This window comes from Nocardia sp. NPDC003693 (genome assembly GCF_053981095.1).
In genome coordinates this window covers 25,594-37,794 of the sequence record NZ_JBSFNO010000032.1, presented here as the reverse complement: position 1 = coordinate 37,794, position 12,201 = coordinate 25,594, and the positions used below count along the sequence as shown (strand labels likewise).

The following is a 12,201-nucleotide window of genomic DNA, read 5'->3' as shown; positions in this document are numbered from 1 at the left end:
CCGCCCGCGGGTGCTCACAACGCCAGGATCTCCCGCGCCGCGCGCTCGCCGCTGCGGATGGCCCCGTCCATGTACCCCTGCCAGTAGTCCGCGGTTTCGGTACCCGCCCAGTGGATGTCGCCGACCGGTTCGCGCAGCGCCGGGCCGACGCGGGTGAGGATGCCCGGTCGCGTGGTGGCCGTGGGCCCGCCCCAGGAGTAGGGATCGTTGTCCCACTTCTTGAATCCGTAGTCCACGACCTCGGACCGGGCCTTGGGCCCGAAGTACCGCACGAAGCTGTCCAGACCGGTCTCGACCAGGTCGCGATCGGGCCGGGCGTCCAGGTCCGCCATGGCGTCCGCGGAGATGAAGCCCATGAGCACGTGGTGCCCGCCGCCGTAGCTCTCGTAGGTCACGTCGATGGGCGTGCCGTCGCCGACGACCTGGCCGGTGAGCCCGTCCTCGCGCCAGAAAGGCCGCTCGTACACCGCGAGGAACTTGGCGATCCGGCCCATCGTGTAGCCCCCGATGAGCTCGATCCGCTCGGTCGGCAGTCCGGGGCGGTAGTCGATCCGCCCGCTGATGGCCGGCGACATGGCGACCACCACCTTGGCGGCGCGGAAGACGCCGCGATCGGTGAACACCGCGGCGCCGCCCGCGCCCTGCTCGATGGCCCACACCGGCGCGCCGTAAACGATGGCGTCCGAGAAGGATTCGGCCATGCGCAAGGGCACCAGTGCCGCGCCGCCGTCGAAGAACCGCTCCTGCGCACCGCCTTCCACACTGAGCAGCCGGGCGAAAGTGCCCGGGTTGCTTTCGTTTCCGGAGGCGGCGAAGTAGTTCATCATGAACAGGGCCGACAACTCGTGCGGCCGCACCGACAGCGGCGCGGTCTGCGCCAGCGCCAGAAACAGTCTGCCCTCGTAGGTTCGGGCGTTGGCGTCGATCCAGTCCTGCCAGGTGATCGAGTCCAGGTACGCGGCGTCGGGATGCCGCCACGGCTCCCCGACCGGGAATCCGATGGCCGTGGCGTCGATGCGGGCCATGGCCAGCGCGGTCTCGACGGTGCCGGGCAGGGCGGGCACCGGTATCGCGGCCGGAACCCGGTGCAGCGCACCGTTGATCGCGAACAGTGATTCGCCCTGGTTGTAGGTGGGCAGCGTGGCCACCCCGTATTCCGCGGCGAAGGCGGCGATGCGGTCCTGGGTGGGACCGAGGAACTCCGCACCGCCGTCGACGGGGATGCCGCCGCGCGTGGTGGCGTTGAAGACGCGCCCGCCCGCCCGATCGCGGGCCTCGAGGACCAGGACCCGCTGGCCGGCCGCGCGCAGCGCCTTGGCCGCCGCCAACCCGGACAGTCCGGCCCCGACCACGATCACCTCGGAGTCCCGGTTCGCCCCGGGGGCGCCGGGTGTCGCGCGTGCCGCCGCCGGCCCCGCCACCGCGGCCGCGGCGGCCATCGCCGCACCTCTGAGCACTGTTCTGCGGCCAATATTCACGGGCATCCTTCCGCCGATCCGAGCCGGGTCGCAAGGGTATGCCCGACCAGTACCCAATACTGGTCAATTGACCAACTATGTCCGTTTCCCGCCGATCACATTCTCGTTAACCGTCACCAGGGCAGCCGCCCGTACTCGGTGTCACCGCCCCACAGGTAGCCCCACAGCTCACCGGACGGCCCGTCGGCGGGCAGGGTCGCCAGATACACCGACGGTTCGGCGCCCTGGGCCGCGGACCGGAAACCGGTGTTGCCGTTGAACTCCGTGGCGCAGTAGCCCGGATTGGCCGCGTTCACCTTGATGGGGGTGTCCCAGAGTTCCTTGGCGTACTGCGCGGTCACCATGTTGAGCGCGGCCTTGGACATCGGGTAGTTGATGCCCACCATGGGCCACATCGGCCCGTTCGTATCGAGCGCGCCGGTGATGGACCCGACCTCGCTGGAGACGTTCACGATGCGCGCGGCCGGCGCCCGGCGCAGCAGCGGCAACAGCGCGTTGGTCACTCGGACCACGCCGAACACGTTCGTCTCCAGCGTCCGCACCAGTGTGGCCACCTGCGTGTTGGAGGGTTTGCCGTCCACGTCGAAGCCGCCGAGGATCCCGGCGTTGTTGATCAGTACGTCGAGCGAGCCGAACTCGGCCTCGATCCGGGCCGCGGCGCGCGCGACGGATTCGGCGTCGGTCACGTCGAGCTGCACGAAATACGCTTGCGCCCCTTCGGCTTTCAGTTTCTCGGTGGCGGTCCGGCCGCGTTCGTCGTCGCGGGCCCCCACCAGGACGGTCATGCCCCGCTCGGCGAGCAGGCGGGCGGTTTCGAAGCCGATGCCGCGGTTGGCCCCGGTGATGAGTGCTGTCGTCATGCGATTCACCGTGGCACCGCCCGCACGCGCTGGGGAGGACCAGTCAGTACCACCCACCGCGCCCGCCGATGCCGGAGACTTGGAACCATGGCCGACCGCACAGAACTCGCGTCCTTCCTGCGCTCCCGGCGGAACCGGCTGACCCCGGCCGATGTCGGACTGCCCGCCGGAATCAACCGGCGCGCACCGGGATTGCGCCGCCAGGAGGTCGCCCAGCTGGCCGGCATCTCGGTGGACTACTACATCCGCATGGAACAGGCCCGCGGCGCGAAGCCCTCGCGCCAGGTGCTGTCCGCGCTGGGCCGGGCCCTGCTGCTCACCGCCGACGAGCGCGAGTACCTGTTCCGCCTGGGCGGGGAGAACCCACCGGCGATCGCCGGACCGAATCGCACCGTCCCGCAATCGGTCCGGGTGATCCTCGACTCCCTGGCGACGCCCGCCTACGTGGTGGACGCCACCTACGAGATCCTGGCCTGGAACGCACGGGCCGTTCCGTTCATCGGCGATCTCGGCTCGGTCCCGGACCACGAACGCAACATGGTGCGCTGGATGTTCGCCGTCCAGGCCGATCACCCGCTGTGGGCGAACGACGCCATCGTCCGCTTCGCGCATTCCACGGTCGCCGATCTGCGCGCGGCCTGCGCCCGCTATCCGGGCAATCCGGCCCTGACCGCCCTGGTCACCGAATTACTGGGCACAGCACCCCGATTCGCGCGGATGTGGGACACCCACGACGTCGAGGTCCGGCGCGGTCACGCCAAGCACATCGACCATCCCGCCCTGGGCCCCCTCGACTTCGAGTGCCAGGTCCTGCACGTCGCCGACACCGACCAGCGCATCATCGTCTACTGCCCGGCCCCGGGTTCACCCACGGCCGCGGTCTTCGCCACTCTCACCGCTGACGCGTCCCGCCCCTGATGCCCGGCCCGGCGCGCTCGTTACCCGAATCACCCACCCGCGAACCGGATCAGGTCGCCGAGTTCAGCGATTCCCGGGCGTCCATCAGCGCGAACCCCAGCAGATTCTCCCCGCGCCACTGATCGGGATGCGCGGCGGCCGGATTTTCCGCCCCCAGCCCGATCCCCCAGATCGTGTCGCGCGGAGCCGCTTCCACCAGCACCTTGTCACCGGTCGCCAGCAGGAAGTCCCGCAGCTCCGGGTGCTGGCCGAACTTGGCGATACTGCCCCGCAGCACGATGTCGTACCGGTGCGCCACCCACGCGTCCTGATCGAATCCGCGCACCGCGCGCCCGATCCGTTTGGCATCGGCGGGCGTCTCGCTCGCGAGTACCCTGGCGCGCATCTCCTCGTCGCCGAACAGCCGGGCCTTCTCCCCCATCATGAAATGCTCGGCGCTGCCGTAGCGCTGCCCGTCCACGGTGAACTCCACCGGCCACCACTGGCTCAGCACCCACTTGCCCACCGAGTGCCCGGGAGTGCGCGTGTGCCCCCAGAAGAAAAGGAACTCCGGGGATTCTCCGGCCGCGATATCCGCCGTCAGCTGCGCTCTGTCCACGCCGCCGAGACTAGCCGACCCGAACCGCCGGGCGCCGCACGATATTCTGCCGCCCCGCGGGCACGCCGCGCCGTTGCCGAGCATTCGCCGGCCCGCACGGCAGAGTTCAACCGGTGTTGAGTTCACTGCGTAATGGTCGGCGCATGGCCTCGCTTCCCCCCGCACGCGAATTCGGTCTCTCCCGCCGCACCCTGTTGCGCGCCTCCGCCGCCGGCCTGCTGGTCGCGCCCGCTCTGGCAGCCTGTTCGGCGAACAGCGGCCCGGCCCTGGTGCGCGAGCGCCCGCGCCTGACGCACGGCGTCGCGGTCGGCGACCCGCGCAGCGACGGCGCGCTGATCTGGGCCCGCGCGGACCGGCCCGCCACCCTGATCGTCGAAACCGCCGCCACCGAATCCTTCAGGGACGCCGCGCGTTTCGAGGGCGGACTGCTGACCCCGGACACCGACGGCACCGGCCGCGTCCGGGTGAACGGCCTGCCCGCCGGACAGCAGGTGCACTACCGCGTCACCCTCCAAGGCGAGGACGGCGCGGTGTCCGAACCGGTCACCGGCGTCTTCCGCACCGCTCCCGCGGCGCCCGCCGACATCAGGCTGCTGTGGTCCGGGGACGTCGCCGGCCAGGGCTACGGCATCAATCCGGATCTGGGCGGCATGAAGATCTTCGCCGCCATGGCCGCCCGCGATCCGCACCTGTTCCTGCACTCCGGCGACTCCATCTACGCCGACGGCCCGCTCGCGGAATCGGTGACCCTGCCCGACGGCCGGATCTGGCGCAACACCGTCTCCGAGGCCAAGAGCGCGGTCGCCCAAACCCTGGACCAGTTCCGCGGCAACTACGCCTACAACCTCACCGACGCCAACTACCTCCGCTTCAACGCCGCCGTCGCCCAGCTCGTGCAGTGGGACGACCACGAGACCGTCAACAACTGGTCGCCCGGCGGGCAGATCGCCGAGGGCAAGGGATACACCGAGCGGAGCATGGACACCCTCGCCGCCCGGTCCTGGCGGGCATTCCACGAATGGATGCCGGTGGAGCCGAAGGAGGCCGCCGACGGCCGCCTCTACCGCAAGATCTCCTACGGCCCGCTGCTGGACGTCTTCGTGCTCGACATGCGCACCTACAAGGACCTCAACGGCGCGAACCGCGGTCCCGCAGGCACGATCCTCGGGGCGGCCCAGACCCGCTGGCTCACCGAGGGGTTGCGAGACTCCCGGGCCACCTGGAAGATCATCGCCAACGACCTGCCCCTGGGCCTGGCCGTCAAGGACGGGAACACCGCGTTCGAAGGTCCGGCCAACGGCGATCCGGGCGCACCCGCGGGCCGCGAGACCGAGATCGCCACGGTGCTGCGCGCCATCAAGTCCGACAAGGTGCGCAACGTCGTCTGGCTCACCGCGGACGTGCACTACACCGCCGCGCACCACTACTCGCCCGCCCGCGCCGCGTTCGGCGATTTCGACGAGTTCTGGGAGTTCGTCTCGGGCCCGCTCAACGCCGGCGCGTTCGGCCCCAACGATCTGGACGGGACCTTCGGCCCCGAGGCCGTTTTCGTGCACGCGCCGCCCGTCCAGAACACGTCCCCGCTCGACGGCGCCTATCAGCATTTCGGCGAAGTCACCATCGACGGCAGGTCCAGCGAACTCACAGTAAACCTGTGCGACGCAACCGGAAACGTGCTGTTCACACAGCGTCTGGCCCCCGCTCACTGAGACGCCGCGCCAACCGCGAGCACAATGCGCGTGACTATGGTTAGCTGTAGCGCCATGAGCACGCCCGTCTCCACCCTTCCGGAAGAATTCCTCCCCCGCGACACCGCGGATGTGGTTCGTACCGTTCGGGATTCGCGCAAGTCGACGAAACCGCTGATCATCCGCGGTGGCGAGCGCCCGGACGAGGAGCTCTCGCCACCGGATCAAGGCTCGGTGCTGTCCATGCGCAAGATGAATCGCGTCCAGGTCGTGGACGCGGACGCGCGAACGGTGCGGGTGCAGGCCGGGGCCCGCCTGTCCGATATCGACCGCACCCTGGGCGCGCACGGGCTCGGCCTGCCCATCGTGGGCGACCATCGGGACATCACCGCGGGCGGCTTCGCGGCGGTCGGTGGGCTCAGTGCCGCCTCGCACCGCTTCGGCATGTTCAGCGACAACGTGGTGGAGCTCGAATACGTCGATCAGGACGGGCGTTTCGGCACCTGTGGGCGCAATCACCACACCGAGCGCTTCCGGCGGATCCTGGGCGGCGGCGGGCGCACGGGCATCATCACCGCGCTGACCCTGGAGGTGACCGATGTGGACAAGGACCGCACCTGGCTCACCACCGACGCGCATCGCTTCCTCGATTTCGACACCTTCGTCGAGCAGGCGTTCAAGGAGATCCAGTCGCCCGGCGAATCCCTCCTGCAGGTGGGCCGCTGGGTCGACACCGCGCCGCTGAAGGTCTCCCGCCCGGTCGGCACCGGCAAGGTGCAGCTGGGCACGGTGCGCTTCGGCCAGTGGTCGAGCCTGCACCCCACCGCCCCCAATCTCTCGCTGCGCGCCAGACGCGAGGTCGGCTCGCGCGCCCGTAAGTCGCTGGGCGCCATCGCCGCGTCCGCCGGCGGCCGGGCGGGCATGCCGGTCCGCAACGCCGCCGCGGGCGCCCTCATGTTCGCTCCGAAGGTGCTGACCCTGCGGGACGCGGAGTATCTGGCCGACACCGTCATCAGCTCCTCCGAACGCGGTGCGGCCTACCGCATCTCGGTCTTCGCGCCGCTGTCGACCTATCCCCGGGTCTTCCACCGGCTGCACGATCTGTTCTCCGGGCACCGCGAGGCGACCGGCTGCTTCACCGTCATCTCCGCGCTCACCTACGGCGTGCGCTCGCGCTACCTGCAGGAACTCGACGGCGAGGAGCACGGCTTCATCACCTTCACCTGCCGCCTGCGCCCGGCCGCGCTGCCCTCGGAACTGTTGCGCGACATCGTTTCCTCGATCGACGAGATCTGCGTCGCCGAACGCGCCCGGCGGTACGACCCCACCGATTAGGATGTGTGCTGCCGCACCGCTGGCAACGCTCCAGCAGCCCGCGGGCGCGGTCCGCATCGGTAACGTCGGCGGGATGCCGGTGCACCATTCAGCTCTCGTATCGTGAGTGAAGGTTGCATCCCATGATCGAATTTCGCGCTGCCCGCCGCACGCACCCCGCCGGTTCCGTTGCGGGCAAACGCATCGTCATCACCGACGCGAGTTCCGACCTCGCCCGCGCGACTGCGCGATTACTGGCCTCCCGTGGCGCAGAGGTGCTCCTCGTCGCGCGCCGCGGGAGTCTGCTCATCGAAGACTGCGCCGCCATCATCGAATCCGGCGGGCAGGCGCACTGGCACCGCTGCGACATCTCCGCCCTGGGCGACGTCGACGAACTGGTGCGCTGGCTGCGCACCGAGTTCGACAGCATCGACGTCCTGATCAACAACGCGGGCCGGCCCGCGCGGCGCCCGGTGCTGCAGTCGCTGGACCGTTTCGCCGACTATCAGCGCATGATGGCCACGAACTACTTCGGCCCGCTGCGCCTGACCCTGGGCCTGCTGCCCGCGATGCTCGCCGGCGGCTCGGGCCACGTGATCAACGTGGGGCCCTGGAGCCCGGTCACCGGCGCGGCCCCCAATTTCGCCTCCTACGCCAGCTCCCAGGCCGCCTGGACCACGTTCGGGCAGTGCGCGGACGCGGAGCTGTCCCCGCGCGGCATCCACGTCACCACGGTGCACTATCCGGCCGCGCACATCGACGCCGGCGGGCAGCCCGCGCCCGACCCGTCCGAGGCCGCGCGCTGGATCGAGACCGCCGTGCGCACCCGCCCGGCGACCATGCAGCCGCGCTTCCCGCGCGCGCTGCTCACCCTGACCGGGCTGACCCCGCGCACCCGCCTCCGGCACGCCCTGGGAATCTGAGCGCATCGGCCGCGATCCCTGAAACAGCGAAGCGCCCCATCCGGATTCGGATGGGGCGCCTACACGTTCAGCGGGGTGAGCTCAGTGCTTCTCGGGTCCGAGGTGGTACTCGAAGACCAGACCGGCCGCGGCGATCAGGATCAGCACGACGCCGACGGCGATCAGCCAGTACTGGAAGAACGCGAAGCCCAGGGCACAGACCGAACCGGCGGCGGCGAGCAGGATGGGCCAGAACGAACCGGGCGAGAAGAAGCCCAGGTCGCCGGCGCCGTCCACGATCTCCGCCTCTTCGAAGTCCTCCGGACGCAGGTCCAGGCGGCGGGCGACGAAGCGGAAGTAGGTGGCCACGATCAGGGACAGGCCCGCCGAGAGCACGATGGCGGTGGTACCGGCCCACTCGACGCCGGTACGCGACTGGGCGGTGAAGTAGCCGTACACCACGGCCACGATCACGAAGAAGACCGTGATCAGTTCGAAGATGCGCGCTTCGACCTTCATGTCAGTTCAGTCCTCACTTGGCTTCCGTGAGACCCGCGCCGCGGGCCGTACGTTCGGTGTCGAAAGGCTTGGTGGTGACGGCCAGCGGCTCCTCGCCGATCTCCGACAGCGCCGCGGCATTGGTCTTGCCCGCCTCACGCGCCTTCAGGTACTGCTCGAACTTCTCCGGCGAGACCGCCCGGACCTCGAAGTTCATCATCGAGTGGAAGGTGCCGCACATCTCGGCACAGCGGCCGACGAACGCGCCTTCCTTCTCGATCTTCGTGATCTGGAAGATGTTGTCGGAGTTGTTCTCCTTCGGGTTCGGCATGACGTCCCGCTTGAACAGGAACTCCGGAACCCAGAAGGAGTGGATGACGTCGGCGGCGGCCAGCTGGAACTCGATGTTCTTGCCGGTCGGCAGCACCAGCACCGGGATCTCGTTCGAGGTGCCGATGGTCTCGACGCGGTCGTAGTTCAGGTACGAGATGTCGTTGGCGGGCAGGCCGTTGTTCGGGCCCGGCGACTTGTGGCCATGCTCGTTGACCTGATCCTCGTACTTCTCGCGGATCTCGGTGTTCATGCCCTGACGGGTCTTGTCGACACCGTCGAACTGGTAGCCGCCCTTGAAGTCGACCTTCTGGTAGCCGAACTTCCAGTTCCACTGGAACGCGGTCACGTCGACCACGACGTCCGGATTGTCGACCTTCTCGTGCACGTAGTTCTGCACGACCACGGTGAAGTAGAACAGCACCGCGATGATGAAGAACGGCACGACCGTGTAGCTCAGTTCGAGCGGCACGTTGTAACCGGTCTGCCGGGGGAACTCCGGGGAGTTCGGCTTCTTGCGGTGGAACGCGATCGTCCAGAAGGTCAGACCCCAGACCAGCACGCCCATCACCAGCGCGGCGATCACGGACCAGGTCCACAGTTCCCGCATCTTCGTGGCCTGCGGGGTGACACCCGAGGGCCAACCGAATCGCAGCCACGGGTTGTCGATCGAGCAGCCCGAGACGAGCATCGCGGTGATCCCGAGGGACACCACCAACCCGGCCCGCCGAAGGATGCGGCCCTGCCGACCCTGGGCGGATCGTGCCCCTATCGCTTCGCTCGCCTTGTGCGCCACGCTCAACGCCTTCCTGGTCGTCTATTCGACTGGCGTCGCCCGGGCTCCCTTCCGCCGGGCGACACAACTACAGCACGTTTGGGAGCTCCCGGCGAGGTTCGCGCACAACGCACGATCCGGGCCGGGAGTTCCCGAGTACTACGCAGCGTAGACCAAACCTGGCCGGTCATTGTGATGGGGTCCGCTTCGACACTCCGGAAAGCTCATAAGCCGTGGATACGGCCTCTCGCGGCGTGATCGGCACGCGTGCGGCATACTCGGACAGTACGTTTCGCGTGTCGACGCGCGAACATCCCCGCATTTCCCTTGACTCCGGAAACGAGGTTCTGCCCGCAGTGTGTGGACTGCTCGGATTTCTGACGGCTCAGACGGCGACTACCCCGGACGGGCGGACGGTCGAGACCACCGCGGCGCAGGTGTACGAGGCCCTGCACTGCCAGCGTCACCGGGGCCCGGATGAGAAGGGCACCTGGAACGACGATCGCATGATCTTCGGATTCAATCGCCTGTCCATCATCGACATCGAGCACTCGCACCAGCCGCTGCGCTGGGGCCCGCCGGAGAACCGGGAACGCTACGCCCTCACCTTCAACGGCGAGATCTACAACTACCTCGAACTGCGCGAGGAGCTGACCGCCGCGCACGGGGCCGAGTTCGGTGACTCCCCCATGTTCGCGACCGAGGGCGACTCCGAGACCATCGTGGCCGCCTTCCACTACTGGGGCGCCGAGGCCACCAAGCGCCTGCGCGGCATGTTCGCGTTCGCCATCTGGGATACCGAGCTGAACAAGCTCTTCATCGCCCGCGACCCGTTCGGCATCAAGCCGCTGTTCCTGGCGACCGGACCCGGCGGCACCGCGTTCGCCTCGGAGAAGAAGAGCATCCTCGAGCTGCTGCCCGAGCTCGAACTCTCCGAGGCCCTGGACCCGCGCGCGCTCGAGCACTACACGGTGCTGCAGTACGTGCCCGAGCCCGAGACCCTGCACCGGGACATCCGCCGGCTCGAGTCCGGCTGCTACGCCTGGGTGGAACCCGGTGCGGCCCCGCGCATCACGCGCTACTTCGATCCCCGGTTCCGCGTGGTGCCCTTCGGCAAGCCGGACGACGTGAACGCGCACGTGCCCACCACCCGCCCGACCGGCGTCCGGCCCAACACCCCGGCCAACCGGTACCGCGAGATCGCCGAGGCGCTCGAGGACTCGGTCGCCAAGCACATGCGCGCCGATGTCACCGTCGGCTCGTTCCTGTCCGGCGGCATCGACTCCACCGCCATTGCGGCGCTGGCCATTCGGCACAACCCGAACCTGCTGACCTTCACCTCGGCGTTCGAGCGCGAGGGCTACTCCGAGGCCGATGTGGCCGCCGAGACCGCCGCGGCCATCGGGGCCAAGCACTTCATCCGCACTGTCACCCCCGAGGATTTCGCGGGCGCGATCCCCGAGATCGTCTGGTACCTGGACGAACCCGTCGCCGACCCGGCGCTGGTGCCGCTCTACTTCGTCGCGAAGGAAGCCCGCAAGCATGTCAAGGTCGTCCTCTCGGGCGAGGGCGCGGACGAGCTGTTCGGCGGCTACACCATCTACCGGGAGCCGCTCTCGCTCAAGCCCTTCGAGTACCTGCCGAGCGGGTTGCGCCGGCTCGCGGGCAAGCTCTCGGACCGCATTCCCGAGGGCACCCGCGGCAAGAGCCTGCTGCACCGCGGCTCGCTGAAGCTCGAGGACCGCTACTACGGCAACGCCCGCAGCTTCAACGACGCCCAATTGCGTTCGGTGCTGCGCGATTTCCGTCCCGAGTGGACGCACCAGGACGTGACCGGCCCCATCTACGGCAGCCAGGATCGCGGCATGGACCCGGTGGCGCGCATGCAGCACCTGGACCTGTTCACCTGGCTGCGCGGCGACATCCTGGTCAAGGCCGACAAGATGACCATGGCCAACTCCCTGGAACTGCGGGTGCCGTTCCTGGATCACGAGGTCTTCAAGGTCGCGGAGAAGATTCCGTTCGAGCAGAAGATCACCAAGGAGACCACCAAGTACGCGCTGCGCCAGGCGCTGGGCGACATCGTGCCCGCGCACGTGCTCAACCGCGCCAAGCTGGGTTTCCCGGTCCCGCTGCGGCATTGGCTGCGCGGGCCCGAGCTGCACGACTGGGCCCGGGAGCAGATCGCCGACAGCCAGACCGATCATTTGCTGAACAAGGCCGCCATCGCGGACATGCTCGAGGCGCATCGCACCGGCCCGGTGGATCATTCGCGCCGGCTGTGGACGCTACTGGTCTTCATGATCTGGCACGGCATCTTCGTCGAGGACCGCATCAAGCCGGAGATCCAGGAGCCGGTCTACCCGGTCAACGTGTAGCCGCGTACCGGAACACGGGGAGCGTCCGCCGCGGCGGGCGCTCCTTCGCGTTCCGCCCCGGCTAGGGGAAGAGCTTCAGCAGATCGGTGCGCTCGAAGGTGATCGCCGTCTCGCGGGCCGAGGGCGCCCCGGCGTCGGGGTCCGCGCCCGCGGCCAGCAGCGCGCCGATGACTTCGGTGTCGCCCTTGAAGACCGCGCCGGACAGCGGGGTCTGACCGCTGTCGTTGAGGACGTTGGGGTCCGCGCCGTGGGCCAGCAGCGTGTCCACCGCCGCCGCGTGCCCGTAGTAGGCGGCGAGCATGAGCAGATTGTCGCCGCGCGCGTTCGTCAGCTGCACCGGCACCCCGGCCTCGAGGTAGGCCGCGAGCTGTGCGGCGTCGCCCTGGCGCGCGAAATCGAAGATGCGCGTTGCCAGCTCGAGGACCTTGTCGTCGTCCATGTCATCGATACTCACGAAGTCCA

Annotated in this window: 11 protein-coding genes; 5 read left to right on the top strand and 6 right to left on the bottom strand. The window is 68.9% G+C overall.

Annotation, left to right across the window (positions count from 1 at the left end; all coding sequences use genetic code 11):
- Positions 1-14: 14 nt before the first annotated feature.
- The gene (locus tag ACWDOP_RS28770; protein ID WP_456347533.1) at positions 15-1,439 is read right to left on the bottom strand and encodes a flavin monoamine oxidase family protein; all 1,425 of its coding nucleotides are present in this window, start codon (positions 1,437-1,439) and stop codon (positions 15-17) included.
- A 152-nt stretch (positions 1,440-1,591) separates the two neighbouring features.
- Complete coding sequence (locus tag ACWDOP_RS28765) at positions 1,592-2,338, bottom strand: SDR family oxidoreductase (RefSeq protein ID WP_456347532.1); 747 nt, start codon at positions 2,336-2,338, stop codon at positions 1,592-1,594.
- Between the two features lie 87 nt (positions 2,339-2,425).
- Here ACWDOP_RS28765 and ACWDOP_RS28760 point away from each other — a divergent pair, with 87 nt between their 5' ends.
- Positions 2,426-3,256, top strand: coding sequence for a helix-turn-helix transcriptional regulator (locus ACWDOP_RS28760; RefSeq protein WP_456347531.1), 831 nt, complete (start codon positions 2,426-2,428; stop codon positions 3,254-3,256).
- 49 nt (positions 3,257-3,305) lie between these two features.
- Here the strand turns inward: ACWDOP_RS28760 and ACWDOP_RS28755 are convergent, their stop codons facing one another.
- On the bottom strand, positions 3,306-3,854 hold the full coding sequence (locus tag ACWDOP_RS28755; protein ID WP_456347530.1) for an NADAR family protein: 549 nt from the start codon (positions 3,852-3,854) through the stop codon (positions 3,306-3,308).
- Positions 3,855-3,997: 143 nt separating this feature from the next.
- Here ACWDOP_RS28755 and ACWDOP_RS28750 point away from each other — a divergent pair, with 143 nt between their 5' ends.
- The 3 genes from ACWDOP_RS28750 to ACWDOP_RS28740 all read left to right on the top strand — a co-directional run bounded on the left by ACWDOP_RS28750 (position 3,998) and on the right by ACWDOP_RS28740 (position 7,779).
- Positions 3,998-5,563, top strand: a complete 1,566-nt coding sequence (locus ACWDOP_RS28750) for an alkaline phosphatase D family protein (protein WP_456347529.1) — start codon at positions 3,998-4,000, stop codon at positions 5,561-5,563.
- A 54-nt stretch (positions 5,564-5,617) separates the two neighbouring features.
- Positions 5,618-6,877 (top strand): FAD-binding oxidoreductase, encoded by a 1,260-nt coding sequence (locus tag ACWDOP_RS28745; protein ID WP_454206707.1) that lies wholly within the window; start codon positions 5,618-5,620, stop codon positions 6,875-6,877.
- 122 nt (positions 6,878-6,999) lie between these two features.
- Positions 7,000-7,779, top strand: a complete 780-nt coding sequence (locus tag ACWDOP_RS28740) for an SDR family NAD(P)-dependent oxidoreductase (protein ID WP_454206706.1) — start codon at positions 7,000-7,002, stop codon at positions 7,777-7,779.
- An 81-nt stretch (positions 7,780-7,860) separates the two neighbouring features.
- Here the strand turns inward: ACWDOP_RS28740 and ACWDOP_RS28735 are convergent, their stop codons facing one another.
- Complete coding sequence (locus ACWDOP_RS28735; RefSeq protein ID WP_456347528.1) at positions 7,861-8,277, bottom strand: cytochrome c oxidase subunit 4; 417 nt, start codon at positions 8,275-8,277, stop codon at positions 7,861-7,863.
- Positions 8,278-8,290: 13 nt separating this feature from the next.
- Positions 8,291-9,277, bottom strand: coding sequence for an aa3-type cytochrome oxidase subunit II (gene ctaC, locus ACWDOP_RS28730; RefSeq protein ID WP_454206811.1), 987 nt, complete (start codon positions 9,275-9,277; stop codon positions 8,291-8,293).
- 440 nt (positions 9,278-9,717) lie between these two features.
- Here ctaC and asnB point away from each other — a divergent pair, with 440 nt between their 5' ends.
- On the top strand, positions 9,718-11,739 hold the full coding sequence (asnB, locus tag ACWDOP_RS28725) for an asparagine synthase (glutamine-hydrolyzing) (protein WP_456347527.1): 2,022 nt from the start codon (positions 9,718-9,720) through the stop codon (positions 11,737-11,739).
- Between the two features lie 61 nt (positions 11,740-11,800).
- Here asnB and ACWDOP_RS28720 read toward each other — a convergent pair whose 3' ends face one another.
- Complete coding sequence (locus tag ACWDOP_RS28720) at positions 11,801-12,178, bottom strand: ankyrin repeat domain-containing protein (RefSeq protein ID WP_454206810.1); 378 nt, start codon at positions 12,176-12,178, stop codon at positions 11,801-11,803.
- Between the last annotated feature and the right edge of the window lie 23 nt (positions 12,179-12,201).

Coding starts and splice junctions, on each gene's coding strand:
- ACWDOP_RS28750 (WP_456347529.1), top strand. CDS start 3,998: ATGGCCTCGCTTCCCCCCGCACGCGAATTCGGTCTCTCCCGCCGCACC.
- ACWDOP_RS28765 (WP_456347532.1), bottom strand. CDS start 2,338: ATGACGACAGCACTCATCACCGGGGCCAACCGCGGCATCGGCTTCGAA.
- ACWDOP_RS28740 (WP_454206706.1), top strand. CDS start 7,000: ATGATCGAATTTCGCGCTGCCCGCCGCACGCACCCCGCCGGTTCCGTT.
- ACWDOP_RS28745 (WP_454206707.1), top strand. CDS start 5,618: ATGAGCACGCCCGTCTCCACCCTTCCGGAAGAATTCCTCCCCCGCGAC.
- ACWDOP_RS28735 (WP_456347528.1), bottom strand. CDS start 8,277: ATGAAGGTCGAAGCGCGCATCTTCGAACTGATCACGGTCTTCTTCGTG.
- ACWDOP_RS28770 (WP_456347533.1), bottom strand. CDS start 1,439: ATGGCCGCCGCGGCCGCGGTGGCGGGGCCGGCGGCGGCACGCGCGACA.
- ACWDOP_RS28760 (WP_456347531.1), top strand. CDS start 2,426: ATGGCCGACCGCACAGAACTCGCGTCCTTCCTGCGCTCCCGGCGGAAC.
- ctaC (WP_454206811.1), bottom strand. CDS start 9,277: ATGCTCGTCTCGGGCTGCTCGATCGACAACCCGTGGCTGCGATTCGGT.
- ACWDOP_RS28720 (WP_454206810.1), bottom strand. CDS start 12,178: ATGGACGACGACAAGGTCCTCGAGCTGGCAACGCGCATCTTCGATTTC.